This window comes from Pseudonocardia sp. ICBG1034 (assembly GCF_020131375.1).
Lineage (GTDB): Bacteria > Actinomycetota > Actinomycetes > Mycobacteriales > Pseudonocardiaceae > Pseudonocardia > Pseudonocardia alni.
The window spans coordinates 154,156-179,386 of sequence record NZ_JAHLEK010000024.1 but is presented as its reverse complement, the minus strand read 5'-3'; the positions used below and the strand labels follow the sequence as shown (position 1 = coordinate 179,386).

General features: G+C 72.2%; 31 protein-coding genes and 2 pseudogenes. 31 read left to right on the top strand and 2 right to left on the bottom strand.

Features of this window, described 5'->3' with window-relative positions:
* Nucleotides 1-145: 145 nt before the first annotated feature.
* Nucleotides 146-1,147 (bottom strand): hypothetical protein, encoded by a 1,002-nt coding sequence (locus tag KPF22_RS30520; RefSeq protein WP_224404148.1) that lies wholly within the window; start codon nt 1,145-1,147, stop codon nt 146-148.
* Nucleotides 1,148-1,758: 611 nt separating this feature from the next.
* On the opposite strand from KPF22_RS30520, the gene KPF22_RS30515 reads away from it, so the two are divergent.
* The 23 genes and pseudogenes from KPF22_RS30515 (at nt 1,759) to KPF22_RS30405 (ending at nt 17,730) form a co-directional block, all read left to right on the top strand.
* Complete coding sequence (locus KPF22_RS30515) at nt 1,759-2,070, top strand: hypothetical protein (protein ID WP_224404147.1); 312 nt, start codon at nt 1,759-1,761, stop codon at nt 2,068-2,070.
* Entirely contained in the window at nt 2,067-2,648 is a 582-nt protein-coding gene (locus tag KPF22_RS30510; protein ID WP_224404146.1) for a DUF6879 family protein, read from the top strand. Before KPF22_RS30515 ends, KPF22_RS30510 begins: the two co-directional genes overlap by 4 nt.
* A 19-nt stretch (nt 2,649-2,667) precedes the next feature.
* Complete coding sequence (locus KPF22_RS30505; protein ID WP_224404145.1) at nt 2,668-3,546, top strand: DUF5753 domain-containing protein; 879 nt, start codon at nt 2,668-2,670, stop codon at nt 3,544-3,546.
* 290 nt (nt 3,547-3,836) lie between these two features.
* Nucleotides 3,837-4,751, top strand: coding sequence for an amidase family protein (locus tag KPF22_RS30500; protein WP_224404144.1), 915 nt, complete (start codon nt 3,837-3,839; stop codon nt 4,749-4,751).
* 32 nt (nt 4,752-4,783) lie between these two features.
* Nucleotides 4,784-5,308, top strand: coding sequence for a hypothetical protein (locus tag KPF22_RS30495; RefSeq protein WP_224404143.1), 525 nt, complete (start codon nt 4,784-4,786; stop codon nt 5,306-5,308).
* A 50-nt stretch (nt 5,309-5,358) separates the two neighbouring features.
* Nucleotides 5,359-6,330, top strand: coding sequence for a tetrahydrofolate dehydrogenase/cyclohydrolase catalytic domain-containing protein (locus tag KPF22_RS30490; protein ID WP_224404142.1), 972 nt, complete (start codon nt 5,359-5,361; stop codon nt 6,328-6,330).
* Nucleotides 6,331-6,662: 332 nt separating this feature from the next.
* Nucleotides 6,663-7,832, top strand: coding sequence for a DUF932 domain-containing protein (locus KPF22_RS30485; protein WP_224404141.1), 1,170 nt, complete (start codon nt 6,663-6,665; stop codon nt 7,830-7,832).
* Nucleotides 7,833-7,949: 117 nt separating this feature from the next.
* A complete protein-coding gene (locus KPF22_RS30480) occupies nt 7,950-8,237 on the top strand; it encodes a hypothetical protein (RefSeq protein WP_224404140.1) in 288 nt (95 codons plus the stop codon).
* Nucleotides 8,234-8,494 carry a hypothetical protein gene (locus KPF22_RS30475; protein ID WP_224404139.1) on the top strand — a complete coding sequence of 87 codons (261 nt, stop codon included), beginning with the start codon at nt 8,234-8,236 and terminating at the stop codon, nt 8,492-8,494. Before KPF22_RS30480 ends, KPF22_RS30475 begins: the two co-directional genes overlap by 4 nt.
* Nucleotides 8,491-8,919 (top strand): hypothetical protein, encoded by a 429-nt coding sequence (locus tag KPF22_RS30470; RefSeq protein ID WP_224404138.1) that lies wholly within the window; start codon nt 8,491-8,493, stop codon nt 8,917-8,919. Before KPF22_RS30475 ends, KPF22_RS30470 begins: the two co-directional genes overlap by 4 nt.
* A 50-nt stretch (nt 8,920-8,969) precedes the next feature.
* Nucleotides 8,970-9,275, top strand: a complete 306-nt coding sequence (locus KPF22_RS30465) for a hypothetical protein (RefSeq protein WP_224404137.1) — start codon at nt 8,970-8,972, stop codon at nt 9,273-9,275.
* A 397-nt stretch (nt 9,276-9,672) separates the two neighbouring features.
* Nucleotides 9,673-10,080 (top strand): hypothetical protein, encoded by a 408-nt coding sequence (locus KPF22_RS30460; protein ID WP_224404136.1) that lies wholly within the window; start codon nt 9,673-9,675, stop codon nt 10,078-10,080.
* A gap of 463 nt (nt 10,081-10,543) precedes the next feature.
* Complete coding sequence (locus KPF22_RS30455) at nt 10,544-10,987, top strand: hypothetical protein (RefSeq protein WP_224404135.1); 444 nt, start codon at nt 10,544-10,546, stop codon at nt 10,985-10,987.
* Nucleotides 10,988-11,068: 81 nt separating this feature from the next.
* Nucleotides 11,069-11,524, top strand: a complete 456-nt coding sequence (locus KPF22_RS30450) for a hypothetical protein (protein WP_224404134.1) — start codon at nt 11,069-11,071, stop codon at nt 11,522-11,524.
* A 95-nt stretch (nt 11,525-11,619) separates the two neighbouring features.
* A complete protein-coding gene (locus KPF22_RS30445) occupies nt 11,620-12,021 on the top strand; it encodes a hypothetical protein (RefSeq protein WP_224404133.1) in 402 nt (133 codons plus the stop codon).
* Nucleotides 12,018-12,590 carry a hypothetical protein gene (locus KPF22_RS30440; RefSeq protein ID WP_224404132.1) on the top strand — a complete coding sequence of 191 codons (573 nt, stop codon included), beginning with the start codon at nt 12,018-12,020 and terminating at the stop codon, nt 12,588-12,590. The genes KPF22_RS30445 and KPF22_RS30440 overlap by 4 nt, the downstream gene beginning before the upstream one ends.
* A gap of 347 nt (nt 12,591-12,937) precedes the next feature.
* The gene (locus KPF22_RS30435) at nt 12,938-13,345 is read left to right on the top strand and encodes a single-stranded DNA-binding protein (protein ID WP_224404131.1); all 408 of its coding nucleotides are present in this window, start codon (nt 12,938-12,940) and stop codon (nt 13,343-13,345) included.
* Between the two features lie 96 nt (nt 13,346-13,441).
* Nucleotides 13,442-13,660, top strand: a pseudogene (locus tag KPF22_RS33790) (WhiB family transcriptional regulator); the annotation flags it as partial.
* 63 nt (nt 13,661-13,723) lie between these two features.
* Nucleotides 13,724-13,846: pseudogene (locus KPF22_RS33785) on the top strand (helix-turn-helix domain-containing protein); the annotation flags it as partial.
* Between the two features lie 525 nt (nt 13,847-14,371).
* A complete protein-coding gene (locus KPF22_RS30420; RefSeq protein ID WP_224404130.1) occupies nt 14,372-14,479 on the top strand; it encodes an albusnodin family lasso peptide in 108 nt (35 codons plus the stop codon).
* 112 nt (nt 14,480-14,591) lie between these two features.
* Nucleotides 14,592-16,340, top strand: coding sequence for an albusnodin/ikarugamycin family macrolactam cyclase (locus KPF22_RS30415; RefSeq protein ID WP_224404129.1), 1,749 nt, complete (start codon nt 14,592-14,594; stop codon nt 16,338-16,340).
* Nucleotides 16,340-17,101: a lasso peptide biosynthesis B2 protein gene (locus KPF22_RS30410; protein WP_224404128.1), complete on the top strand. Its 762-nt coding sequence runs from the start codon at nt 16,340-16,342 to the stop codon at nt 17,099-17,101. The genes KPF22_RS30415 and KPF22_RS30410 overlap by 1 nt, the downstream gene beginning before the upstream one ends.
* Nucleotides 17,098-17,730 (top strand): GNAT family N-acetyltransferase, encoded by a 633-nt coding sequence (locus tag KPF22_RS30405; protein WP_224404127.1) that lies wholly within the window; start codon nt 17,098-17,100, stop codon nt 17,728-17,730. Before KPF22_RS30410 ends, KPF22_RS30405 begins: the two co-directional genes overlap by 4 nt.
* Before the next feature lie 19 nt (nt 17,731-17,749).
* On the opposite strand, the gene KPF22_RS30400 is transcribed toward KPF22_RS30405, so the two are convergent.
* Nucleotides 17,750-18,226 (bottom strand): hypothetical protein, encoded by a 477-nt coding sequence (locus KPF22_RS30400; RefSeq protein ID WP_224404126.1) that lies wholly within the window; start codon nt 18,224-18,226, stop codon nt 17,750-17,752.
* A 329-nt stretch (nt 18,227-18,555) separates the two neighbouring features.
* On the opposite strand from KPF22_RS30400, the gene KPF22_RS30395 reads away from it, so the two are divergent.
* From KPF22_RS30395 to KPF22_RS30360, 8 genes are all read left to right on the top strand, one after another.
* Nucleotides 18,556-19,050, top strand: a complete 495-nt coding sequence (locus tag KPF22_RS30395) for a hypothetical protein (RefSeq protein WP_224404125.1) — start codon at nt 18,556-18,558, stop codon at nt 19,048-19,050.
* A gap of 426 nt (nt 19,051-19,476) precedes the next feature.
* Nucleotides 19,477-20,472 (top strand): bifunctional DNA primase/polymerase, encoded by a 996-nt coding sequence (locus KPF22_RS30390; protein ID WP_224404124.1) that lies wholly within the window; start codon nt 19,477-19,479, stop codon nt 20,470-20,472.
* 80 nt (nt 20,473-20,552) lie between these two features.
* Entirely contained in the window at nt 20,553-21,212 is a 660-nt protein-coding gene (locus KPF22_RS30385; protein WP_224404123.1) for a hypothetical protein, read from the top strand.
* A 24-nt stretch (nt 21,213-21,236) separates the two neighbouring features.
* Nucleotides 21,237-22,337: a hypothetical protein gene (locus KPF22_RS30380; RefSeq protein ID WP_224404122.1), complete on the top strand. Its 1,101-nt coding sequence runs from the start codon at nt 21,237-21,239 to the stop codon at nt 22,335-22,337.
* Between the two features lie 289 nt (nt 22,338-22,626).
* On the top strand, nt 22,627-22,872 hold the full coding sequence (locus tag KPF22_RS30375) for a hypothetical protein (RefSeq protein WP_224404121.1): 246 nt from the start codon (nt 22,627-22,629) through the stop codon (nt 22,870-22,872).
* Between the two features lie 478 nt (nt 22,873-23,350).
* Nucleotides 23,351-23,539: a hypothetical protein gene (locus KPF22_RS30370; protein WP_224404120.1), complete on the top strand. Its 189-nt coding sequence runs from the start codon at nt 23,351-23,353 to the stop codon at nt 23,537-23,539.
* 73 nt (nt 23,540-23,612) lie between these two features.
* Nucleotides 23,613-23,873, top strand: a complete 261-nt coding sequence (locus KPF22_RS30365; protein WP_224404119.1) for a hypothetical protein — start codon at nt 23,613-23,615, stop codon at nt 23,871-23,873.
* A 363-nt stretch (nt 23,874-24,236) separates the two neighbouring features.
* A complete protein-coding gene (locus tag KPF22_RS30360) occupies nt 24,237-25,079 on the top strand; it encodes a hypothetical protein (RefSeq protein ID WP_224404118.1) in 843 nt (280 codons plus the stop codon).
* Nucleotides 25,080-25,231: the final 152 nt, after the last annotated feature.

Below are 25,231 nucleotides of genomic sequence, written 5' to 3'. Positions count from 1 at the left end.
GCATCGGCGGTCGGCCCCGACGGCATCGGAGGGCGGGACGAGGCGGAGTCGCGGGGTGGATCCGGATCGGTCGCCCGACCCTGTTGGGGCTCGAGCGTCGACGAGTCCTCGGGGCCGGGGAACACGCTGTGCAACTCGGCAGAAGTCATGCGCTCACCCCCACCGGCGCAGAGCGCTCCGACCCCACGACGACCAGCACACCAGGACCGTCGGACGCGATGTCGTGCTCCGGAGTGGCAGTCAGGCCTGCACGCCGCTGCCGATCGATGGCGCCCAAGTTCTGTGCCATACCCAGCTGTCGCTCGGCTTCCTCGATATCGCGGCGCCCAGTGCGCGCCGACTGGCCGAAGATGGCGCCGACCTGAGAGCCGGTGAGCTCCACCGACGGAACCAGGCCCCCACGTATCAGGTCCTTGACCTGCTCGACCCGAACCGCCGGGGCCGCGCTCAGAAGATCCTCACGGTTCCAACGGCCCACGACGTCCGTACCGTCCGCGGGACGAATCTGCGACTTACCGGCAGCGCCACCCGTTGCGGACACAGCCTGCAGCTCGGCGGCTGTCGGATGGGCTCCTGCGATGCCTACCGCGGCAGCGGCCTCAGCAACTGTCGCCGGCCCCCGTCCCGAGTCCGCCGCAGCGGCCTTGACCGCCTCGGTGAGACGGTCCCGGATCTCCGGTGCAGCCTCGGTCGCGACGAACACGACCAGCGGCGGAACCGAGTGCAGCAAGATCAGCCCCGGATCCAGCGCTCCCCACGCCTTCCAGGTGTTCATCGCATACGTCGCGCCCAGCGTCGCCCAGCGAGCGCGACGGGCCCAGACCGGTGTCGACAGCTGCCACCGCGACGTCGTCTGCTCCGCCAGCACCACCGCGATCAACACCAGCGACACCATCGGATCGAGCAGCCAGGCTGCCCACCAGCCCGGGGACCACCGCGCTGTCCCCTCCGCCCCGAACTCCTGCACGTTGGTCATGCAGAACGCCATCCCGAGCACGATGCCGCTCCACATCAACCGGTTCACCGTCCGGCGAACCCGCTCGACCTGCAACGCGACCACATCGGGATGCACCGACAGTGCACGGATCTGGGCCGAGTGCTCCGCCTCGGCGGCAAGCTGAGCAGCCCGCTCCCGCAGGGACTGCACGGACCTACGCTGCGACATCGACGCCTCCGGCCCACTCCGTCGAGGTCAGCCGGGCGGCACGGGCCCGCAGACCACGCAGCCAGATCGCCGTCGAGCGACGAGCTCTGCGGCTGTCACACTCGACCGTCTCCGGATGCGGCACGGCCTCTACCGCGCACCCACGACACACAGTTCCCGGCGACGTGGTCAGCGACGCCGGCGCGATCACCGCGCCGCACATCGCCCGGTAGCACCCCCTGCCGAGGCCCGAGCTGAGGTCGTCCGGCCCGATCTCGTGCTCGAGACCGTCGACGGCCGTCATCCGGACGAATGCACCGCATCCAGCGGCCAGGGGCCCGGGACGGGGCGGGAAAGACACTGCGATCCTGGACATGGGTCGTACCCCTCGAGTCGAAGTCAGGTCGTGCGATCCACGCCTCGGCGGGTGCTGCAACACCCGCCGAGGCACCTGAACGCTAGCGAATATCACGAATATTCTCTAGCGTGGTGAGTGGGTTGCTCCGGCGTAACCACGCCGATGGTGCTCCTCGTTGGACGTTTCGCGAGCGGGGGCAGGCCGCTACGCTCGTCGGTGCTCGTGGAATATTCGTCATGAGGCACGCGGAGGCGGAATGCGCAGGATCGCGGACATGGGCTGCGAGGGCGGGAACTGCCCGAACACCTACGCCACAGACCGGGGAACGATCGTCGTGCAGGGAGACGCAGTGAGCGGTGATACCGACGCGGTCGTCGTCCCGCACGAGCTGCTCCACCGACACGCCCACGCCACCGGGCAGCCCGACTGGCCCTGGACCATCAGCCCCGCCGGCGCCGACCGCGTGCTCGTGCGGGGCAGGCAAGTCACCGATCCGATCGTGCTCAACACGATCAAGGCTCCCAGTCACGAGAACCTCGTCGAACTCGACCAGGAGGCCATCGCATGAGCGCCGAGGAGCTCGGGCGGATGTACGACCGGTTCACCGACTACGCCTGGCGCTACGAGGGACGCGACGTCTACACCGTCGACGGAGAGCAGGAACGCATCCAGGCGTTCCTGCGCGGGGGCACACTGCCGCGCAAGACCCGGGACAACAACGGCTGGATCCGCATCGTCGAGGACGCCCGAACCCGCGGAGCGCAGATCGGACGCGTGCGGGTCGTTGGCCGACCCGTCACCGACTACACCCGCTTCGAGTTCGCCGCCTACCCCGACAACATCGCCGCCGGCGAGGACATCGAGGTCATCGACCGCGAACAGCTCGACCCAGCCTGGTCTGAGGTCCCCGACTTCTGGCTCTTCGACGACACGACGGCATTCGTCCAACATTTCGACGACGAGGGGCGGTTCCTCGGAGCCGAGCCTGTCGAGGACGTCGCGCCGTTCGTCCAGATCCGCCAGCTCCTGATCGACCTGGCCACGACGGTGCCGGCCGGGCGCTACGCACTCGACACCGTGCCCCGCCAGCGCACCACACCGGTACCCGCACCGCCCGCCCTCACCGTCCCGTCACTGAGCCGGTAGTCCCCGAAGGAGCCCCTGGTTGCAGAAGGCCAAGTCACAGCTCGGTTCGCGCCTGCGCGCGCGCCGGAAGGCTGCCGGGCTCACCGGTACCGAGCTCGGCCTGCTGCTCGGTATCTCCCAGGCCACCGTCTCGAAACTCGAGACAGGTCAGACCCGACGTCTCGACGAAGACCTCATCCGGTCCTGGGCCGAACACACCGTCGATGCGACCGGCGCGGACGTCGACTCGCTGCTCAGCCTCGCCGCCGAAGCCGGCGGAATGGTTGACTGGACCACGTTGCATACGGCCGGATGGCGTGCCCACCAGGCGCGATACGACGAGCTGGAGCGTGCCGCCACCCAGATCCGGGTGTTCCAGAACGCCATGATCCCCGGACTTCTCCAGACCGCGCGCTACGCCAACTTCCTGATGCGCGAGGTCGTCGGTCTCGGTGCCGAGGACGCCGATGCCGCCGTGATGGCCCGCGTCGCCCGCCAGGAACTGCTCTACCAGCCCACGACGAACTTCGATGTCGTCATCACCGAGGCCGTTCTGCGACACCGTCTCGGCGGCCCGGCGGTGTTGGCCGAACAGCTCCGCCGTCTCGCCGAGGTCGCCGACTTCCCGACGGTCTCGCTTCGCATCATCCCCACCGACACCGACATGCCCAGCAGATACGGTGCGAGCTTCGACCTGTTCGAGTTCACCGGGCAGAACACTCCGGCCACTGTCGTCGTCGAGCTCGAGGCCAGCGAGTACCGCGAGGACGACCCCACCAGAGTGGAGTGCTACCGGCGCCGGCACCGCATCTACCGCGACGCGGCACTCGATCCCGGGCAGTCCCGGCAGCTGGTCCGCCAGCTGGCCGACGACTCCTACGCCCAGATCTTCAACAGCACCGGCCACCCAGCCGAGTAGAACGGTCAGCAACGGGCTCTGCCCGTGCAACTGAGGAGGGCACAGCCTCGATCAACGACACCCGCACTGCGGACCACCTCACATCCGACCCCGGCCATGGCCTGAACTCGGCTGTCGACGCTGCTGTCGAGCATGCCCGTCGCGCCGACCCGACGCTGCGCGCATTCCTCGAGATCGGCCGCCTACCCGGCGGCAGCACCCCAGTGTCCCCTCAGCACGCTCCTGGCCTAGCGGGCCTGCCGATCACCGTGAAAGGCCGCCGGGGGCTGCATCACCCCGCTGCTCAACGCATGATCCACGCGGGCGCAGTAGCGATCGGCACCACTACGGTGCCCGGACCCGGAACCCGCCACCAAACCTGGGGTCACACCGATCGCGGCCCGACCCGTAACCCGTGGCGACCGGACCTGTCCCCCGGCGGGTCGTCCGCCGGCGCCGCCGCGGCGGTGGCTGCCGGAATCGTCGCTCTGTCCTGCGGAAGTGATGGAGCCGGATCCGTCCGCATCCCGGCCGCGTGGTGCCACGTGATCGGCTTCAAGCCCACCACCGGCCGTGCCCCCACCTCCGACCCGACAGGGCTCGCCGTGCCCGGCGTGCTGGTCCGCGACCCGACCCTCCTGCAGCACTGGGCCGCAACCGTGCTCCCCGACTGGTCCCCCCAGGTAGGGACATCACCGAGCCCCCTGACGACCGCAGCATGGTCGGCAACCCTCGGCTACGCCGGTCCACACCTCGACCCCGAGGTGGCCGGGATCGCAGAACGAGCAGCCCAGGCCGTGTGCGCCCGCGCCGGCCTGACCCTGTCCCGACCTGGGGTCACCCTCACCGACCCCGAGCGCGCCTGGACGACGCTGCGCAGCACCTCGTCGAGCGCAGCCGAACTCCGCCACGCTCAGTTATCGCGACGCGACCACAACACCCGGCTCGCCGCGCTCTTCCAGAGCGCCGACCTGCTGCTGACACCCACAACCCCCGGACGAGCACACGGCCACGACGGCCCCGGCGACCACCTCAGCGTTGCGCTCACGTGGGGCATCAATCTCTCCGGGCACCCCGCAGCCAGTGTGCCGGCCGGATTCACTACCGACGGCTGCCCGGTCGGCCTGCAGATCATCGCCCGTCCCCGCGCAGACGAGCTGCTGCTGCGACTACTCGACGACCACATACCCGCGGCCCCGATCGCTCCCCCACTCAGCAGGCCATGACGAACCCGGAGCCGTGAACGATGATGAACACCATGACCTCGGCCCACACCCACGGCCTGACACTGGCCAGCGACGCGATCCTGAGCTGGACGCACCGCTACGGGTCGACCACGTCATGCCTGGCGCGGCTGCGCGGCGCCCGTGACCCGGCCGCGGCCGATCGCCTCCTGCTGACCGTCGTGCTCAGCGAGCTCCGTGGCCAGCCCCGCAGCCACTACATCCTGTCCGACATCGCCGGCGCCGCGAACAACGCGTACGCCCAGCTCGTGCCGCGCAGCGTCGATCCGAGCACGATCACCTGGCTCGTCCACCACGGCCAGTTCTCCAGCGTCGACCCCACTGGCCCGGACTTATTGACCCGCGTCGGCCTGCACTGGACACTCGACCGCTACACCGCCCCGGGCTGGGACAAGGTCATTCGGCTCAACTACGACGACTCCGACCGACTGCTCGGCGAGCTCCGACTGCGCCCGGTCGAGGAGGTCCTCGCCGCGATGCCGTGGGACATCCCCCGGCCCCGGCAGGACAGCGCCGACATCGGCACGACCCAGGGATGACCGGCACATCCCAGACCCGCGAGGTCCCGGGCCGCGCCATCCTCAGCGAGGTGCGCGACACCTACCGTGACGCCTACGCCGCGACACTGCAGGAACACGGCGTCAGGGTGATGGTCGTGCGATTCGAGTCAACGACCGACGCCCCACTCTGGGCCACACGGATGGAGGCGTCCCGCATCTCGGCCGAACAGAAGGTGCGCACCTTCACCGCGCTCGGCGTCACGCCAGAGCTCGTCGTCGTGCCCGACACCATCGGCGACAGCGAGATCTCTGAACTCATCCACCGCGCCAACGACGACCTCCTCGTCGCCGCGATCATCGTCCAGGCCCCGCCACCTCGGCCTGTGCTCGCGCTGCTCGACGAGATCGACCCTGCCAAGGACATCGACTCGCTCGGTGTTTTCGCGCCCCGCACAGCATGCGCAACCGCGGCCGGCGTCGCGCGCGTCGCCGAGCCCTACCTGGCCGACGCCCGAATCGCAGTGGTCGGCAGTAGCGGCTTCGTCGGCTCCGGCGTCGTCGCGCTCCTCCACCAGGGCGGCCACGACCCGATGCTCCTCGAGGTAGGCGACGACCTGCGACGGCTCCGCGACGCCGACGTCGTCCTCTCCACCACCGGCAGCCCCTGGCTGCTCACCCCCGACCACATCCACCCCGGGCATCGCCTGGTCGTCGACTCCGGATTCACCCCGCACCCAGCAGGCCCCCGCGGCGACCTCCACCCCGACGCGGCCCCGCTGCCGCGAATCCTCACCCCCGTCCCCGGGGGGATCGGACCGGTCGAGATGGCCGTCCTCGCAGAACGTCTGGTCCAGCAAGCCGCCGCCCCCGGCCTCGACTCGTGGCGCTTCCACGGCCTCGACACACAGCACCGAACGCTCACGACCGTGCACACAGACGTCGACCATCAGCTACAGCTCCACCACGAGATCCAGGACGGACAGTTCCAGGCACACGAGCTCGGCGTCGCCATCGACGAGGCCTCTGAACTCGATGAAGAGAACGGCTTCGACCTGGACTAGCGACAGCTGCGCCACCTGGGATGAGCTGCCGGTGAGCGCAGGGTCCGGGAGGTCACGACCGCAGCCGGGTGGGCCGTGGTGACTCTGCACCCCGCAGCCCGGCTTGCCCGACGATGCTGCGCCTGCCGCACCCGACACGGGTGACACCACGGTCGCCTCGTCGGCTTCCGGTCGTGTGCTCGGGGTGGTGTCACACCGATCGGGTGAGCGCGCAGCCCCGCCGCGCCGGACCGCGGGTGCGGGCGAGTCACGTCCCACCACAGCGGTCGGGACCGCCCCCGCCCCGCTTCCCCAGGGGCCGGGGCGTACGCCCGAGAGAACGGAACCCCGTCATGGAGCAGATCACCGACCAGAACGCCGTCTCGCTGACCACCCGCAACGCAGACCTGAGCAGCATGGTCGAGCTGCTGCGCACCCACCAGGCCGCCAAGACCGACCACGTCGTCGCCGCGTCCGCCCTGCAGGCCCAGGGCGGACAGATGCTGGTGCACGGCGCCGGCAGGAGCGAGCTGTCGATGGACGGGGTCACCACCGGTGATCTGACCCTCACCCCGACCCGTACCGCCGACAGCGGCATCGCCGACAAGCTCGGCATCCCGGTCGCCTACCTGCGGCGAACCCGCGAGCAGAACATCGACCTCTACGACGCCAACGTCAACGGCTGGCTCACCCACCGGCCCGAGCGCCGGTTCCTGGTGCGCGGTCTGGCCGACGGCGACGGACGGCACGGGGTGATGCGGGCACTGCTGTCGGACCGCTACCGCCCCATCGAGAACCTCGACGTGTTGATGACCTGCCTGGACGGGATCCGGGAGGCCAGCCATCCCGTTGACGTCGTCTCGGCGGACCTGTCCGAGTCCCGCATGTACGTCAAGATCCGCTCCACCGCGGTCGCGGCGATGGCACCGGCCTTGCTGCGTGGCTACACCTCCCCGTTCTCCGGGGACCGCGGTGCCGACAACCCGACGGTGTTCGCCGGGTTCGTCCTGACCAACTCCGAGACCGGGCAGGGCAAGTTCCGCCTCATCCCCCAGCTCACCGTCCAGATCTGCAACAACGGCATGACCCTGACCCGCCACGCCATCGACGAGGTCCACGCCGGCGGGCGCCTCGAGCACGGCCAGATCGACTGGTCGTCCGACACCCAGGCCGCCAGCCTCGCCCTGGCCAAGAACATGACCCGCGACGCCGTGGGCAAGTTCCTCGACCCTCACTGGGTGGCCGAGCGCATCGCCGAGATCGAGGCCGACGCCGGGGTCGAGGTCACCCGCCCCCAGCAGACCATCGAGCACGTCAGCAAGAAGCTGCGCTTCTCCACAGCCGCCCAGGACTCGATCCTGACCCACTTCATCCGCGGTGGGGCCCCGACCTCGGGTGGGGTGCTGCACGCGGTCACCGCGGCCGCCCAGAGCATCCCCGACGTCGACGAGGCCTACGAGGTCGAGTCACGCGGCATCGAGGCCATGCAGCTCTCGGCCACCTTCGCCGCGGCCGCGAGCTGACCACTCCTCACCGCGGTAGCCCGTCCGACCGGCACCCCGCTCGTAGTCAGCGGGGTGCCGGTCGGCGGGCCCGGGGCGTGTCTGACCACCATCCCCTTGCGAACAGGAGCTCCAGCGATGACCACGATTGCCGACATCCGGCGGACCTTCTCCGTGCGCGGTATCGATCCCGACCAGCTCACCCCGACCCCACCCGACAGCCACGGCACACCCGCGTTCGTGCTCACCACACCGGACGGGACACGGGTGTGGTTCGCCCCGCTCGAGCGGGCCGGCTGGCGGATCGGCTGGCACTACCTCGTCATAGCCCACGGTGCGCTGGTCGAGCACGGCCGTACCGATTCCACCATGGCGGAGAGCGTCCTACCGGTCCTGCACCGCCACACCAACCGGCGTGCCGCGTGATCCCCGCCGTGCTCGCCCGCCTCGCCCCGCCGGCCGCGCACCGGCCGTTCCCGCTTCGCGCCGACGACCCTGCCCAGCGGTGGATTCTCGGACTGTTCGTGGCCTGGCGGGACCTCCAGGACGACGGCGGCGGATCGATCAGCGGGGCCGACCTGGTCGGCCACCTCGATGAGATGTTCACCGCGATCGGGCTGAACGACGACAGCAACCTGCTCTACCTCGCGGAACAGGCACACAACGGGCAGGTGCGGTCATGACCAGCGCCGCGCAGCTGAGCGACAACGATGTCACTGGTGACATCGCTTCTGCCGTGGCCGCGGCATTGACCGCGATCGACGAGGACAGCTGGACGGTCAGCACCCAGCAGCGCGGGGTGCTGCTCACCGCGGCCGACGACGCCGTCCTGCGGATGAGCATCGGCCGACACGGCACGGAGACCGGGCGGCTGATCGTGGCCTGCGAGCCACCGTCGGACGCCCGGGACGTGCCGGGCACCGAGGCCCTGCGGGCCCGGGCCACGGCCGATCCGGCCCGTCCCGCAGCCCGGATCGCCGCCGATCTGCATCGTCGCCTGGTCGAGCCCTACCGCGCCGCCCGGCCTGCGGCGCGGGAATGGCGGCGCGCCGCCGACGCCCGCACCGCCGCCGAGGAATCGATCTGGCCGAGGTCCGCTCCAACCTGACCGAGCTTCGGGGCTTGGTGCGGCGCGGCGCGGACGACGTCGGTGCAGGAGTGCTGCTGCAATCGGCGCACCCGCACGCCGGACCCATCGATCAGATTCATGTCGCCGAGCCGTCGCTGGAACACAAGATCCGAGCTACCCACGACAACCGTGAGGTCGGCGGGATCGGCGCATCACCGCTCTACACCGAGGTCCGGATGCGGGTGCACCCGCGGCTGCTGCCCGACCTGTCGAGAGCCCTCGCGATACTCGGCTGGGCGGCTGACATCAGCTCTGTGCCAGCACACCAGTGCCCGCACTCCCACGAGCCGCTGTGCCGGCACGGCCACGACCACCTCGCCATCGCGGAGCGGTAGGCGCTGCCGGTACGGGGTCCGCCCCGCAGTAAGGGGGCGGACCCACGCTGGCACCCCGACGGGTGCCTCGGTGATGAACCTGCCGCGGGGTCCCCGCGGGTGAACCCGCCCCAGCAGCTACCCGTATGCGCATCACCACCGCCCGGCGGGTCCACGCCGCCGCGACCACGGCAGAACCCCCACCGAACCACCCGTCGGGCCGCCGGAGACGCGCAGCGCGCCCCCGGCCATCGGGGACGCACCACCCGGCCAGCGACGCCGGGTGGCCATCACCGGTGAGTGAAAGGCCTGCTGCGACTGGCTGCGCGAGCTGTTCGCGCGCAAGGCTGCCCCGAAGGGGGCGGCGATCTTCGTCGCCGCCGAGTTCGCCCAGGGCGACCACGACCTGCGCCGGGCGATGGAGTCCGGCAACGCCCTCGCCTCAACACTGCTCGGGCTCGGCGACGCAGGCGGCTACGGCTACTACAGCGGCAGGCCCAACCCCATCGCCGAGGCCGCACGCTCCGGCTCCGCGGCCCGGGCCACCATGCTCGCGCTCGCCCTGGTGCTCGCCGCCTACGAGGACGGCACCACCCGCGACAGTTGGCGCAACCCGACCCCGGCGACGCGCCGCTACTTCGCCCAGCTGCGCGATTGGGGCTACGCCCTGGCCGACGTCGAGCAGCTCGTCCTCACCGACAACACCACCGACAACACCACCGACGTCCTCCAGGACCCCGCCGACGATGTTGATGACGATGTTGATGTCGACGAGCAGGGTGCACCCGAGGGTGAGGAGGACAGCGAGGCTGCGGCCCTTGGCTGATCACCCACCACTTCCGGGGCGGGGCGCGCTGAGGCGCCCCGCCCCGTGGTGTGCCCGGCACGAGCTGTCGGTGGTCGGCCGCCCGGTCCTGGCGCCGGAGAGGGCTCGGGCCGGATCGCTCACAGGTCAGCACACCGGCGGTGGGGTGCGCGGCGATGAACCCGTCCGACCCGGCCGGGTGAGACCGCCAGGACGAGACGGGCCGTAGCGGAGCCGGTCAGCCCGGTGCCGGCTACGAGCATCCGGGTGCTGCTCGGGAGGGGGCGCCGGTCACCTGCCGGGCCCGCAGGCCGGGAGCGGGCCGGTTGCGCCTGTTCCCGGCCGGGTCGTGGTCCCGGTCGCGGTCTCACACCGTCGGGGCCAGACCGAACCCCCGCCGCCCCCTGCGGGGCCCCACCGCCGCCGTGCTGAGGCAGAGCCGCGTTCCAGCCGCCGAGCCTCACCGACCCCGTGGAGGGCCACCATGACGATCACCAACACGAGCAGCAGCGGCGCCCACGTCGGCGAGGCGTTGAGCCTCGACCGGCTCCGGGAGCGCTCGACCCGGTTCGACGGGTTGGGCGTCCACATCGCGCCGGATCCGCACTGGGTCCGGCTGGTCGTCTCCGACGACCACGGCGCGGTGGAGATGCGCTGGCTCGCGGACTCGTGGGCCACGCGCACGAGGACCGACGGGCTCTCGGTCACGCTGCACTCGGTCCACCCGCTGTGCGCGGACCGGCGGGCCGAGGAGCTGGGCGAGGACTGCGAGCTCACCGGCGACGAGGTCACCGTCGGGATCTGTTATCCCGACACGCTCGCCGACGATGCCCTGGCCCGCGACATCCGGCCGATCTTCGACGCCGGCGACCTCGGTCCCGTGATCGTGGTCCTGGCCGGCTACCACCGCGACCTGCTCAACCGCTGACCCCGGCGGGCCCCGGCCCAGCCAGGGCCGGGGCCCGTCGTGTCGCCTCCCATCCCACCTTCTCCAGAGGGGTCATTCGTCATGCCTACCTTCGCCATCACCGAGGACCAGCTCACTGCTGCGCTGCACGCGGTGGTCGCTGATCGCGGCCTGAACTGGACCTACCCCGACATCGACACCGATCCCGACGCCTACGTCGACCCGCAGGATCACCACCCGCTGTTCGCCGAGAACAGTGTCGAGCACGGGCTGCCCTCGTGCCGCTACGTCAGCGCCGACGGCCACCGCCCGATGTGCCTGATCGGCGCCGCGCTGCACCGCGCCGGGGTCCCCCTGCGCGTGCTCGCCGACCACGAAGGCGCCCTCGCCGACGTCGTCCTCGATCTCGTGATCGAGCCGGTCCTGCCCGTCCTCGTCGCCGACGCCACCCGAGCGGCGCAGAACGTCCAGGACGACGGCGGCACCAGCGGCGACGCCCTCACCGCCTACCACAACGTCCTGATCGCCGGGCGCGTGATGAACCGCGCGAGCGCCTGACCACCTCCGGCCACGAGGACGGGCACGCCCGCTCCCCCTGACCGCCGATCACCACAGGCTCTGGCTCCGAGCCGGTCCCGAACGAGAGGCACACGATGACCACCCTGGCCCACATCAACGGCGAGATCCTCCACGTTCCCGGCCTGACCCTCTGGGGGCGGCGCCAGGTCCGCGGGCTCCACACCAAGCACTCGCTGATCTGCTCCGGCCCCGCCGGAGCCGTCGAGCTCTGGGCTCACCTCGACGCGCCGGACATGGGCGGGGTCGAGTTCCACGATGTACGCGAGCAGGTCCCCGGCGAGGGCCCGGAGCCGTGCGACTTGCTGCCCGGTGGGGTGTGTTTCGTCGAGGGCAGCAGCGGCATCTACACCCGCCAGTTCCTCCCGATGATCACCGCCGGTCAGTCCCGCGAGGTCTGCGAGCACCTCACCGACCTCTACGTCATCCACCACGGCGGCCTGCCCGCCCGAACACCAGGAGTAGGGAGCCGACCGTGACCGTCACCTTCTTCCCCGCCGGGCCAGCCGCCGGTGCGACCGTGCTCGGCGCGTCCATCCACTGCCCCGCCGCCCCTCGCCAGGACCGCCGCCGGTTCCGCGACTACATCGCCGCGACCGCGGGCCTGGCCGAACACCACCGGTTCTGCACGGATCCGTGGTGCGGGGGCCGCGCGGGCTACGTCGTCGAGCACCGCAGCACCGACGGCGAACCGCGCCTCAATCTGGCCAGCGTCCACGCGCGCACGCTGCTGCGCGCCCTGGGCCTGTGCCCGGAGATCGGCGCCGGCGACCTGCACCCGGCGACCATGGCCGGGATCGTGCCGTCCACTCCGCAGGACGCCGAGGATGCCCTGGTGGGATCTCTGCCCGCGGAGCTGATGCTCGGCCGGGTCGAGCTGGCCTTGGCGGCGGCGCCCGCCGACGCCGGCGTCCCCATCACCGAGTACCGCGACGGCGCGGTGATCGACTTCGGGCGACCGGTCGGGTGGCTGCAGACCCGGCTCGCGGTGCTGCGCGAGGTCACGCTCTACGCGCGAGCCCACCAGCGCGACGTCGTCTGGGTCTGAGCATGGGTCTGGGCGCGGTGGCTGTCTGCTGACGGCGGCCGTGCACGCCACGCTGCGACGCGTCGGCCGGGAACGAGTGCCCCGGTGGGGCGGGGTGCCTCCTGGGGATGTCGGTGCCCAGGTGTGGAGACGCCCGAAGGTCAGCACCCCGGCGCGAGGTACGTGCCGATGAACCGGCGCCCGACGCCGAGCGGGTGGGACGGCGCCTCACTGCGTTCGGACCCGCTAGCGCGGGTTCCCACCCGCTCGGGCCAGCACCGAACCCCCGCCACCCCTGACGGGCCTCACACCGCCGCGCTGAGGCAGGGCCGCGTCACCAACCAGCCCGACACCCCAGGAGGCACCCCATGAACGAGATCACCCTCGCCGGCAACATCGGCAAGAAGCCCGAACTGACCTACAACAAGAACACCGGCGAGGCCCGCCTGCGGTTCTCCATCGCCCAGAACGACCGCTACTTCGACCGCCGCAGCGGCGAGTGGCGCGAGAACCCTCCGGTCTGGACCGACGTGGTCGCCTTCCGCGAGCTGGCCGAGAACGCCGCCGACTCGCTGCACGCCGGGGACGCCGTGATCGTGATCGGCAAGCTCGCCGACAACTCCTTCACCCCCACCGGGCAGGACTACCCGGTCCGGCGCACCGAGCTGCGGGCCCAGACCATCGCCGCGGACCTGCGCCGCGCCAGGGCCAGCGTGACCCGCCAGCCCGGGCGCGAGCGAGCCGGTTCGACCACCGCTCCCCAGACGGCCGACTGACCCCCGGTCGGCCACCGGGCGGGGCACCAGCCACCCCTCAGGCGGTGCCCCGCCCGGTCTCCACCCCACCTGAGCGCCGAAAAGAGGTGAGCTGCGATGAACTTCCTGGACAACGCCCTGCCGTGTCGCGACGAGGACCCGGAGCTGTTCTTCGTCGTCGGGTCCGGACCAGCCGCCGAGCACCAGCTCGACACCGCCAAGGCCGTGTGCCGCCGGTGCCCAGCCATGGCCGCCTGCCGGGAGTGGGCCCTGTCCACCAGGCAGATCGGGGTATGGGGCGGGCTGAGCGAGGACGAGCGCCGCGCCCTACGGCGCGGCCGCACCGCCGGCAGCCCCCGCCGCACCGACCACCGGACTCCACGCAGTGACCGGGCCCGCCGACGAGCTGAGGCCATCGCCCGGGTCGAGCAGGGCGATCGGATCGACGACGTCGCCGCCCAGGCCGGTGTCAGCCGCCGCACCCTCGACCGGTGGCGGGCCGAGGTCCGCACCAGCGCATGACCGGACCGGCCCCAAGCCAGGCCCGCCGGGACCGATCGGCCCCGGCGGGCCTGGCGATCGACAACGGCTACAGCTGCGTCGAACGGTAGTCGTCAGACCACTACCGACGCCGACGCGCTGCGCCGCATCCCGGAGCCGGGGTGAGTGAGGCCTGGTGCCGGTAGCACGACCGCGGCCGTGACCACCCGTGGCGCCCGGTCGGAGCATCCTCCGCCGTCGAGGTGGGGACGTGGCGACTCTGCACCCCACGGTCCGCCTTTCCCACCGATGCCGCGCCGGCCGCACCCGACGCGGGTGACACCACCGACTTCGTCCCTCGGCCGCCTGAGTGCGGGCGGGGTGGTGTCACACCGGTCGGGCGAGCGCGCGTCCCCGGCGCGGCGGCCCGCGAGGTGCGGGCGAGTCACGTCCCACCGCGACCGGCGGTGGGGCCCCAGATCCGGCCGGTAGCGGCCGGGGAGGGCAGCGCGCGGCCAGTACCTGGTCGATGCGCCCATCACGAGCACTGGGAGGAGGTGATTTCGCATGTCGCAGCACACCGAGACCGAGATGGTCGAGCTGGGTGACGCCGCGGTCCTGACCGAGGGCGGTGGTTCCGGCACGTCGGAGGACAAGCGCTACGTCTACGCCTGATCCAGGCGAGAGGCACGAGGGCCCGGTGAACGCACTGTCGTTCACCGGGCCCTCGTCGTTACCGCACCCCACCCGGGGTGCCCCGCAGTACCCCGAGGTGGGAGGTCAGGAGATGAACGTTCGATGGTTCGGCGGCCGCAGCACCACCGGCACCAGCGGGTACCCGGCCGGCGGCCGCGCGCTCGCTGATGACATCGGTACCGCGTGGCTGTGCGGGGATTGGCCCGCTTCACAGGTCACGATCGCGCAGGGGCCCGCCCGGACAGTGGCGGTCCTGGGCCGCGCCCGCTGTGACATCGACCTGCTGACCCGATGGGTGCGCACCGGTGTCCCCGACTCCGCGGTCACCGCGTTGACCGGGGCCTACACCGTCGTCGAGATCACCGCACACGCCACGGTGGTGCTCACCGATCCTGGCTGGGTCCAGCCCATCTACACCACGACCACCACCGACGGCGCTGCGCTGTGGGGGTCGAGTTCGCTGGCGCTGGCCGCCCTGACCGGTTCCGGCGTCGACGACACGTGGCTGCACCAGCACCTACACCCCGGACACGCCGGTGATCCCGTGGTCGAACACGGCGCCGGGGACCGGTCCGCGTTCGCCGGGATCACCACGGTGCCCCCCGGCGTACGGCTGACCATCTCCGCGGCGGGAATCACGATCTGCCCGCTCACCGCCACCGGCGCCGTGTCCGACCGGCTTCGGGAGGCGTTGCAGGACGCGGTCGCCGGGATCGCCGACGGTCCCGGCTCGACCGGCGCCGCGGTGGCGGCGGACTGCTCCGGTGGGATGGACTCCACCTCGCTGGCGATGCTGCTGGCCCAGCATCGCGACGCTCGCGGCGAGGACGTGCCCGGCACCGTTCTGGCGGTCACGGTGCACCCGGCCGGGATCACCTCTGGTGGCGATCTCGACTACGCCCGCGCCGCTGTCGACCACGCCCGCATCGGGCTGGCCGGGCGGGCCCGATCGGTGAGACACCTGCTCTGCCCGCTCGACGACCGTCACCTGCCCTACGGGCAGATGGGTGAGCTGGTCCCGGCGACCGATGAGCCGGCGCCCTCGACGATCGCGATCGCCCGATTCGACGCCGAACTCGGTGTGCTCGCCGCCCTCGGTGTCGGTGACCTGGTGACCGGCGACGGTGGCGACACCCTGCTCGGCCCGCAGACCGGATACCTGCCCGACCTCGCCGCCACAACAACAGTGCGCGCCCAGGCCCAGCTGCTGCGGCACGCACTGGGCTGGGCCCGCCTGCGGCGGACGGCGGTCTGGCCGCTGCTCACCCAGGCCCGCACGGCCGCCACCCGCGGTGAGCCGGGTGAAGCGGCGCGGACCCGCACGGCCATGCGGGTCGTGGCCCGCACCGCCCGAGCCGACGCTCAGATCACCGAACAGTTCCACGGCATCAGCCTGCACAACCCGTTCACCGACCCCGGCGTGGTCGACGCCGCGCTCGCGATCCCGGGACCCCGGCGCGCCGGACCCGGCGACTACAAGCCGCTGCTGCGTCGCGCCATGACCGGGCTGCTGCCCGACACGGTGACCGCACGGCGGACCAAGGGCGACTTCACGCCCGACCAGTACCGAGGACTACGCACCCACCTCGGGGCCCTCACCGCGCTCGTCGACGGCGAACTGGCCGCCCGCAGTCTGATCGACCCCGCCCGCTACCGGTCGCTGCTGTCCCGGGCGGCCGCCGGCGCCCCGGGCATCGGGTTCCACCAGCTCAACCCCGTGCTGGCCACCGAGGTGTGGCTCCGCGCCCTCAACCAGTGGCCCGCGGCCGCGCGATGGGCCTCCACGGCCGGGGACCCGCCTCCGACGGTCTCGACCTGTTCCCGATGGGAGGTCTTCTGATGACCACGATGTTCGTCCGTCCGCCCGAGGTCCGCGCCGCGGATCTCGGCCACACCGTCGTACTGCTGCACGAGCGCACCGGCGCCGTGCGCGCCCTGCTCGGTGCCCAACGCGAAGCGTTCCTCGCCCTCGACGCCACCGGCACCTGGGTGCCCGGCACCGAGGCCGAGGCACTGGCCGCCAGCCTGTCGGGCGCGGGGTTCCTCTCGGCCCGGTCGGACACGGCGCCCGCACCGGTCGTGGTGCTCCCGGCGACCGGCCCCAGCTGGGGCACCCAGGAAGCGCCCGGCGCCCTCCCGGAACGTGGCCCACTGTCGCCGACGTGGGCGCCCCTCGCGGCGTGCGCGTTGGCGACGGTGCTGCTCGTGCGCACAGCCGGGCGCCGACCCCACGCGTTCTCCCGCCTCCTGCGCCTCGTCCGGATCACCACCCGGGTGGCACGACGCCCGGCACGCGACACCCAGGTGGTGGCGGTCCTAGACTGTGTGCGCGTCATCGGACGCGTGTCTCCGTTCCGGACAGCGTGCTTGGAGGAAACCGTCGCGGCGATGCTCGCCCTGGCCGTCACCGGCCGGCGAGCTGGGTGGTGCCACGGGATCGCCGCGGATCCGATCAGGCTGCACGCCTGGCTCAGTCTCGACGGCTGCCCCGTCGGCGAGCCCACCTCCACGCTGCGTTTCACACCACTGATCCAGCTGCCCGAACCCGGCGCCGCGCCCGCGCGTGGCCATGGCCGGGCGGCGAAAGGAGACACCTCATGACGCTGACCTCCAACGGCCACACCGCCACAGCTGACACCACCGCCCCCAGCGCCACGAGTGGCGACCCCGCCGCCGCGGCCACACCGCTGCTGTGGATGCGGGGCGAGCGCACCGCGCTGGGCCCGTTCACCCGGCAGCTGGCCGAGCTGTACTGGCAGTGGGAGAACGAGCCCGCCGTGATCGCCGGCATGGGCCGCCAGACCCCGGAATCGCTCGAAGCCCGCCTGGCCGGCTACGACGCCCAGGCCCGCAGCATGGGCACCATTCCGCGGTTCACGATCTATGACCTGACCCGGCCCGGTGGGCCGGTGCCGGTCGGGACCAGCGCGCTGCGTATCGACCACTACGTGCGCACCGCGGAATTCATCATCCTGCTCGGCGCGGACGGCCGCGGCCGCAACCTGGCGACCGAGGCGACTCGGCTGACCCTGGACTACGCCTTCACCATCTCGGCGCTGCGTTCGGTGTGGCTCAAGGTCCTCGAGCCGAACCTCGGCGCGATCGCCGCCTACGAGAAGGCCGGGTTCGCCCACGCCGGGCGGCTGCGCCGTGCCGGGTACTGGCGCGGCGCCGAGGCCGACGAGCTGCTCATGGACGTCGTCGCCGACGCCCATCTCGCCACCGGCTGACCGGTGCCGCAGGAGCCCGCTACGGGGCCGGTGAGCCCCGTAGCGGGACCTGCCCGGCGAGGAGCCGTCCGTCGTGCAGGGCGCTGTGGGTCTGCTCGGCACGGTCGTCGCGGTGCAGATCCAGCCGGGTGGCGACCAGGACGACCAACCAGCCGCGAGACAACGCGGTGGCGTGCCACCGGGCGGGGACAGCGGCCCCGAGGTCCCCGTCGTAGAACTGCTCGCCCGGTGCACCGAGGCGGAGCTGGTCGTCGCCGGTGATCACACCGGTCCACCCCGGCACGACCGGCGCCGCTCGCAGGACCTCAGGGCCCATGTCGGTCAGCATCGCGAACCCGCGCCCGAGCAGCGCCGAGGTGATCGCGTCGACCGGTTCGGCCGCCGGGTGCGGATCGCTGGTCTGGACCGTCACGGCGAACGTGACGGTCACGTAGGCGACCACGGAGTCCGCAGCGTCCTCGGTGGCGAGCAGCCCAGGGCTGGCCCAGGCCGTCATCGCGTCGATGGCGCTTCTCCCCTCCCTCGATCGCGTCGGACATCAGCAGTGTCGCGCACCGAGCACAGGTCGCAGCCCAGATGCCCGGTGTGCTGCGGCTACTGCGAGGTGTCGGGTGAGGTGAGCGCCGAAGCTCAGCACACCGTGCCCGTGCACCGGCGATGAACCGGCAGCCGACACCGACCGGGTGGGACACCGCCTTCGCTGCGCTCGGACCCGCTCCGCGGGTTCCCACACCGCTCGGGCCAGCACCGAACCCCCGCCGCGCCCGGTCCCGCCGCGCTCGACCGGGCACATCACCACAGACCCCGACACCACGAGGAGCCACGATGCGCGACACACGCCGGTCCGGATGGGACGACCACACCGCCAAGACCGATGCCCGCATGATCGAGCTCGGTCTCGCCGAACCCGGCATCTCCGCGCCCGGGTCCGGGGTCTACTACGGCGACATCATGCCGCCGGAGTGGTACGAGGCCAACGCTGTGCGCGATCTCGGCCTGATGGCCGACGGCTCGTTCCGCGGCCTCGACGTCGCCCAGGCCGAACAGAACCTTCTGCACGCGCGCGACGACCTGGAGGTCGCTCGCGAGGCCCGCGACCACGAGCCCAGCCTGGTCAACCTGAACGCGGTCTGCCACGCGAACGTCGCGGTGCACCACGCCGAACAGGGCCTGTCCGAAGCCGAGGCCACCGAGCAGCAGCGCGAGGCCGCCGGTGAGCCCGAACCACAGCCTGTTGCGGGGCGCAGCCCGACCGACGAGGAGCTGGCCGAGCGCTCCTTCTGGATCCAGCAGCACGCGGAGAAGGAACTGGATCTGTAATCCCAGCCGCTCGGCGCGGCCCCGGGTGTCGTACCGGGACCGCGCCGAGCACACGCCCAAGACCCCACAGACCGGTGGAGCGGCTTCGCCGCACGGTGGACCTGGAGGGATCGGGCCGATCCTGCGGGCGCGTTCCTCACGCTTCAAGGGCGCTGACGCGTCGCTCGCGCGACAGCCCTGGCGGGCTGCCCTGGACCCGTGAGCCTCTACGCGCCCTCGGGGCGAGGCCCCCGAGGGGCAGGCGCACAGCCTGCCCCCGGTTGGCCGGCCCGGATCCCCGCCCGGCCAGGCACGGGGTTGGTAGAGCACAGGAGGAACACCCTCATGACCGTCACGACCAGCATCAACAGCCCCCGATCCGACGCAACGCGGTGCGATGCTGTGCACGACAACGGAACCCGACCCGGGCGGGAGGAGACAGCGCGCATGCCGCGACGTGCCCGCCCGCGCCTCGACCGTGAGGTCCTGCGGCTGCGACAGGTCGCGCTCGACGCCGCGGCCGCCGGCCTGTTCGTGTTCCCGGTCAAGGCCGGCTCGAAGATCCCCGCCTTCCACGGCGAGACCCGGTGCCGCGGGCGCGGGCCCTGCGCTGAGGGGCACCAGGGCTGGGAGCAGCGCGCCACGCGCGACCCGGCCCAGATCCGGCGCTGGTGGTCGAACTCCACCCGGTGGAACGTCGGGATCGCCTGCGGGCCGTCGGGGCTGGTGGTGATCGACCTCGACACCCGCACCGAACCCCTGCCCGACTGGGACGGAGCCACCACCGGCCGGGAAGTCCTCGACCAGCTCGCCGCCCAGCACGGCGAGACCTTGCCCGACACCTACTCCGTACGAACGCCGACCGACGGAGAGCACGCCTACTACCGGATGCCCGACGGGCTGGAGCTGCGCAACACCCAGGGAGGGCATGGGCACAGCCTCGGTCCGCTCGTAGATACACGGGCGATCGGCGGGTTCGTCGTCGGCGCCGGGAGCATCCGCCCCGAGGGCGCCTACCTGGTCGCCGAGCACGGCCAGATCGCAGAACTCCCGACGTGGCTGGCCACCCTGCTCACCCCGCCGCCGGCGCCGCGCCCGCAGGGACCGCCGACGAGGGGACTGTCGACCAAGCGGGCGAACGCCTACATCGCCGCGATCCAGGCCGACGAACTGGACAAGGTCGAACACGCCGCGGAAGGCCAGCGGCAGATCACGCTGCTCAACGCCGCCCGGGTCTTCGGCCAGCTCGTCGGCGGCGGGGAGCTCGACGCCGACAACGCCTACGCGGTCCTGCTCGACGCCGCCGCGGCGCACATCGGGGTCGCAGGGTTCACCCGCGCCGAGGCAGAACGGACGATCACGCGGGGGATGACCTTCGGGATCCGCGCCCCGCGCACCATCGCCCGCGGTCGCGCCACCGACTCCGCCACCGATGATCAGTAGCTCCGACGACCAGAACAGACCGCGACGCCGACCCTGCCCCGTCCTGGGACGCCCGGCTGACGAACTACTGGAGGAACGCCATGTCCAGCACCGAGGAAGCCTACGAGCGGCAGCTCGGAACGACTCCGGCCCGTGCTGATGAGTACGACCGCCGCATGGTCGAACTCGGGATGGCCGAATCAGACCAGCACAGGCCGGGCCTGGACCGGTTCTATGGGTACGGGGCGCGTCACGTCTACACCGAGAACGCGGTCCGCTACCTGGGAGAGATGCCCGACGGTTCCTTCGAGACCCCTCACGTCGCCCACGAAGCGTGGGCCGTCGACGAAGCCAGAAAGGATCTAAGGATCGCGACCGGGGAGCTAGAACAGGAGCAGGCGGCGGAGGCCGACGGTTCCCTCGTACGCCACAACCCCGATGACGACTGGTCCAAGGAGAGGGCGGCGATCGACGCCGCCCGCGAAGCACTGGCGGCCGCCGAGCAGCGCCTGGCCGCCGCGGAACGCGGGGAGCTCACCCCAGCCACACCCGACCTCGCTGAACCGGACTGGACCACCAAGGTCCACCCGGCCTCTCTGGCTGCCTACCACGCAGCCGTCGGTCACCTCGAGTACGAGCGCGACGGCGGCGCACCCCACCTCTACGAGGAACTCGTCGAGGACTGGGAGGCGCAGCTGAACCGCGAGATCGCCGAGCACGACGGCATCGAACTGGAAGAAGAACCCGGCTTGGAGCCTTGAGGATCGAGATGGAAGGTGGTGGCGGTGTCGCTGACCTCGCAGCTGCAGCACAGTTCGTTGGCGCGCTGGTGCGCGGCGCACCTGCCTGGCACCCGTGCTGTGGTCGACGAGATCCGCGCGGCCGCAACCACGGCCACGGTGGCGCGACCGCCGGGCCGGATCGGGGCGGGCCACTGGCCAGCGGTGGGAGGGATCGTCAGCGCGCGGCTGGCCGCGCTGGTGCAGGATGCCGCGCCGTACGCAGCCCTGTACGGGCTCGTCGGCGCCGAGCTGGTCTCAGCGCAGGCGAGTAACGCGATCGCCGCCGGCTACCCGGCCCAGGAAGCTGTGCTGGCCCAGGAGCCCGAGCTGGCCGAGGCCGCGGTGGGGCTGCGCCCCTCCCCCAGCGATGTCGTCGCACTGCTCGCGCCACCGGCTGACGGGGCTGGCCCGCGGCCCGGCGACGTGGTCTTCACCGAACTCGCCCACCGGGGCCACTCCTTCGCCCGCCGCCATGCCCCGACCGGGGTGATCGGCACAGCCGGTGTCGAGGCGGCGCTGGCCCGCACCCACGCGGTGTGGACTCTCGGCGAGGACCGATACCGGTCCGGGATCACCCCGCCGCCGCTCGCTCGCATCGCACAGGTCGGCGGAGCGACGGTGGAGCAGCTGCGCGCGCTGGCCCTACCGGAGGTCGTCGAGGACGCCGCCGCGATCGCGCGGGTCGTCGAGTCGTCCGGCACGCTCGCGGACTGGCGCGGGTGGGCCGGTGATCCCAGCCGTGGGCAGCCCCTGGGTTTTGCCTCGCCGGTGCTGGTCCCGCACTGGGCAGAGGCCGACCTGTTGGTCGGCGACACCCTGGTGGAGGTCAAGACGGTACTGCGGGCCGATCAGCCCGCGCGGATCGCGCGGTGGGTGTGGCAGCTGCTCGGCTACGCCTGGCTCGACACCGGCGACCGGTGGAAGGCCCGGCATCTCGCGTTCTACCTGGCCCGGCACGGCGTCACGCTCCGGTGGCCACTGGCGGAGCTGGAGACGCTCCTGGTCGGTGACCCGTCCCGGGTCGCGCAGGTCCGGGACGAGTTCCGCCGGCTGGCCGAGCACGCCGCAGTGCACGAGGGCGCCACCCTGCTCCCGACGCCCTGACCGGTCCGGCAGTACTTGAGCTGCTCACTCCGGTGCGGTCCTCGCGGGCGCGGGGCAGGCACGACTGGATCGCCCGGAGGTCAGCACACCCCAGGTGGGTCCGCGGCGATACCCGCCGCCGACGCCGCCGCGGGTGGGACGAGCTCGCTGTTCGCTCGTCGGCCTGCGGCCGATCCCACGCCGGGCGGGCCAGCACCGGCTCCCCGCCGCCCCTGACGGGCCCACCCGGGCCGTGCTGAGGCAGGGCCGCGTTCCAGCCGCACCACCCAGCACCGCGAGGAGGACCGTGATGAGCGAGCAGTTCCCGATCGTCAATCCCAGGGTCGAGGACGGCCTGGCGTTGAGCGACGCGACGATGGTCGAGTTCGGTGACGGGTGCACCGATGCGATGAGCATCGTGCCCGGCGAGCACGAGGTCGGCGACCGGGTGCCGTGCCCGAGCTGCGCGGGTGAGCACGAGATCAGCTCGGCGTTGTCGATCCCGATCGCCCACAACATCACCATCACCGAGCACGAGCACGAGCCCGGCGACTGATCCGACTCGCGTGCCGCCCGGCTGCGCCGGCCGGGCGGCACGCCAGCGGCGGTGCCGGTCACGTGCCTGGGTCACCAGCTCGGTGCCGGCCAGGGTGGTCGGGTCACCAGGCCCGGTGCCGGTGGGCATCGCCGTGTCGCCAGCTCGGTGCCGGCCAGGGTCGTCGGGTCACCGGCTGCGGTGCCGGTCGGGTCGGCAGGGTTGCCGTCCGCAGCAGTGGGTGGTGCGGGGTGGGCCTCCGGTGCTCGGCACGTCTGGATCGCCCGAAGGTCAGCACACCCGGGGTGGGCAAGCGCCGACGAACCTGGCCGACCCATCCCGGTGAGACCCCGTCACCTCGGGCAGCACCGGCGGCGCCCGCGTACAGGGTCACACCGGGATGGGCCAGCCAGAACCGCCGCCGGCCCTGCGGGCCCCCACCCCGGCCGCGCTGAGGCTGCGCCGCGTTCCAGCCGCACCGAGCACCGGAGGCCCACACATGAGCAGCACCAGCGCTACCCGACGCGTCGACATCGACACCGAGACCGGCCTCTGGGCCCTCGACGGGGTCATTCCCTCCCAGCTCAGCATCAACGACCAGCGCGTCCTGGAGGACCTGCTCGTCGACCTCTACGAGCCGACCGGGCTCGGCGAGGCCGAGCCCGGCGACGACGAGCCGCCCTACTGAGGGCGGCTCGCCCGCCAAGGGCCCCGCCCGCCGGGCGGGGCCCGGCCCGTGTTCCGACGAGGAGGCCCGGCCGATGCAGATCGAGATCCACCAGACCTACCCCACGAAGATCCGGGCAGGGGACCTGCTGCCACTCGACACGATCGATCGGATGCGACACGACTACGACGGCGTCCCCGCACGAGTGGACACCACCTCGTGTGCTCGGGTGGCCGACGTCGTGCACCACGGCAGGGACGAGCCGGTGTCGGTCGTGCTCGACGGCGGAGCCGTCATCGAGGCCCGGGCGGGCCGGATGATCCTGGTCGTCCGCGAGGTCGCGCCGAGCAGCTGAGGCTGACCTCGGCCGCGGCGACGGCGCACCCGCGCCAGAAGCGAAGCGGTGCCAGTGGGCGGCCGCGGCCGCCGGTCGGGTGGTGGCGCTCACGGCCGCGCCGGGCCAAGGAAACCCGGTGGACCCGCCTTCGGCGGGGTGGGCCTGCCGGCCCTAGAGCTGAGCACGGCATCACTCAACGTCAAGGGCGCTACGCAAGCTCCGCGTCGCCTTCGGCGACAGCCCTTCGGGCTGCCCTTGACGTCGAGCCTCGGATGCCGCGCGACCGCCGCTTCGCGGTGGCGGGGCAGACGCCCGCCACCCGAGACGGGCCGCCAGGCCCACCCGGTCCTGTCCACCGGCCAGCGAGGGAGTGCAGTCGCGATGAACCCCACCGACACCACCACCACCACGAACACCAGCACGATCACCATGGCGGCCGCGGCCGCGGAGCTGGGCCAGATCGCCGAGATGATCGAGCGCGGCGCGCTGCGTGGCGCTCGTGCCCGTCTCGCGCGACTGCTGGACACCACGGACCCGTCGGCGCGTCTGCTGCTGGTCCGTTGCGTGGAGGCCCTGGAAGCCGAGCACCCGACCACGATGCTCGCCAAGCTGCGCCGCGAGTGGCGCAAGGCCGACGACGACGGGCGCGCGCTGGTCGAGGCGTGCGCCCCGAGCGCGGAGCGGCGCGCGGAGAAGACCCGCGACGCCGACCGCATCGCGCGCAGCAACCGCGCCAAGGACCAGGCTCACGCAGCCCGCAAGCCGCGTGACCTGACCAGCCGCCGGAGCGCTCCGCGCGGGCGACAGGACCCGCGCGCCGTCGAGCGCGACACCGTCGCCCGCTACTTCGCCGACCGGATCGACCCGGTCGAGGACACCAACGAACCCCAGCACGATGACCGTCTGGACTACGACCTTGCGGCAGTCCCGCCGATGCGCGGTCTTCCGTGCGTGGCCTGCGGAGTCGAGCGGTCGACCGCCGACCAGCGCCGCGCCAACCGCGACGGGCTCTGCCAGGACTGCCGCGAGGACGGGACCCCGGGAATCGCCGTCCCGGCCGCCGACGCGACCCGGCAGGCCATGCTGACCGCCCGGTGCGACTACATCGCCGCCACCTCGACCAGCCCGACCGAGCGCGACGCCCGGTTGCGGCGGGACTGGCGAGTCATGACCAAGGCCGACAAGTTCGCCGTCATCGCCTGGCGCGACGCACAGTCCACCTGACCGCCCGGCCCGGGCCCAACGTGGTCGCCGGCCCGGGCCCAACGTGGCGCTCACGGCCGCGCCAGGCCGAGCGCTCAGAGCGGACCCGCCTTCGGCGGCACAGCATCGCCCGCGATCACCTGCGGGGCCGGCCATGGAGCCGCGGCCACGGA

Bases quoted from the DNA above. Each gene is read 5' to 3' on its own strand.
- KPF22_RS30515 (WP_224404147.1), top strand. From the start codon at position 1,759: ATGCGCAGGATCGCGGACATGGGCTGCGAGGGCGGGAACTGCCCGAAC.
- KPF22_RS30510 (WP_224404146.1), top strand. From the start codon at position 2,067: ATGAGCGCCGAGGAGCTCGGGCGGATGTACGACCGGTTCACCGACTAC.
- KPF22_RS30500 (WP_224404144.1), top strand. From the start codon at position 3,837: ATGATCCACGCGGGCGCAGTAGCGATCGGCACCACTACGGTGCCCGGA.
- KPF22_RS30495 (WP_224404143.1), top strand. From the start codon at position 4,784: ATGACCTCGGCCCACACCCACGGCCTGACACTGGCCAGCGACGCGATC.
- KPF22_RS30485 (WP_224404141.1), top strand. From the start codon at position 6,663: ATGGAGCAGATCACCGACCAGAACGCCGTCTCGCTGACCACCCGCAAC.
- KPF22_RS30480 (WP_224404140.1), top strand. From the start codon at position 7,950: ATGACCACGATTGCCGACATCCGGCGGACCTTCTCCGTGCGCGGTATC.
- KPF22_RS30470 (WP_224404138.1), top strand. From the start codon at position 8,491: ATGACCAGCGCCGCGCAGCTGAGCGACAACGATGTCACTGGTGACATC.
- KPF22_RS30460 (WP_224404136.1), top strand. From the start codon at position 9,673: ATGGAGTCCGGCAACGCCCTCGCCTCAACACTGCTCGGGCTCGGCGAC.
- KPF22_RS30455 (WP_224404135.1), top strand. From the start codon at position 10,544: ATGACGATCACCAACACGAGCAGCAGCGGCGCCCACGTCGGCGAGGCG.
- KPF22_RS30450 (WP_224404134.1), top strand. From the start codon at position 11,069: ATGCCTACCTTCGCCATCACCGAGGACCAGCTCACTGCTGCGCTGCAC.
- KPF22_RS30445 (WP_224404133.1), top strand. From the start codon at position 11,620: ATGACCACCCTGGCCCACATCAACGGCGAGATCCTCCACGTTCCCGGC.
- KPF22_RS30435 (WP_224404131.1), top strand. From the start codon at position 12,938: ATGAACGAGATCACCCTCGCCGGCAACATCGGCAAGAAGCCCGAACTG.
- KPF22_RS30420 (WP_224404130.1), top strand. From the start codon at position 14,372: ATGTCGCAGCACACCGAGACCGAGATGGTCGAGCTGGGTGACGCCGCG.
- KPF22_RS30415 (WP_224404129.1), top strand. From the start codon at position 14,592: ATGAACGTTCGATGGTTCGGCGGCCGCAGCACCACCGGCACCAGCGGG.
- KPF22_RS30410 (WP_224404128.1), top strand. From the start codon at position 16,340: ATGACCACGATGTTCGTCCGTCCGCCCGAGGTCCGCGCCGCGGATCTC.
- KPF22_RS30405 (WP_224404127.1), top strand. From the start codon at position 17,098: ATGACGCTGACCTCCAACGGCCACACCGCCACAGCTGACACCACCGCC.
- KPF22_RS30400 (WP_224404126.1), bottom strand. From the start codon at position 18,226: ATGACGGCCTGGGCCAGCCCTGGGCTGCTCGCCACCGAGGACGCTGCG.
- KPF22_RS30395 (WP_224404125.1), top strand. From the start codon at position 18,556: ATGCGCGACACACGCCGGTCCGGATGGGACGACCACACCGCCAAGACC.
- KPF22_RS30390 (WP_224404124.1), top strand. From the start codon at position 19,477: ATGCCGCGACGTGCCCGCCCGCGCCTCGACCGTGAGGTCCTGCGGCTG.
- KPF22_RS30385 (WP_224404123.1), top strand. From the start codon at position 20,553: ATGTCCAGCACCGAGGAAGCCTACGAGCGGCAGCTCGGAACGACTCCG.
- KPF22_RS30375 (WP_224404121.1), top strand. From the start codon at position 22,627: ATGAGCGAGCAGTTCCCGATCGTCAATCCCAGGGTCGAGGACGGCCTG.
- KPF22_RS30370 (WP_224404120.1), top strand. From the start codon at position 23,351: ATGAGCAGCACCAGCGCTACCCGACGCGTCGACATCGACACCGAGACC.
- KPF22_RS30365 (WP_224404119.1), top strand. From the start codon at position 23,613: ATGCAGATCGAGATCCACCAGACCTACCCCACGAAGATCCGGGCAGGG.
- KPF22_RS30360 (WP_224404118.1), top strand. From the start codon at position 24,237: ATGAACCCCACCGACACCACCACCACCACGAACACCAGCACGATCACC.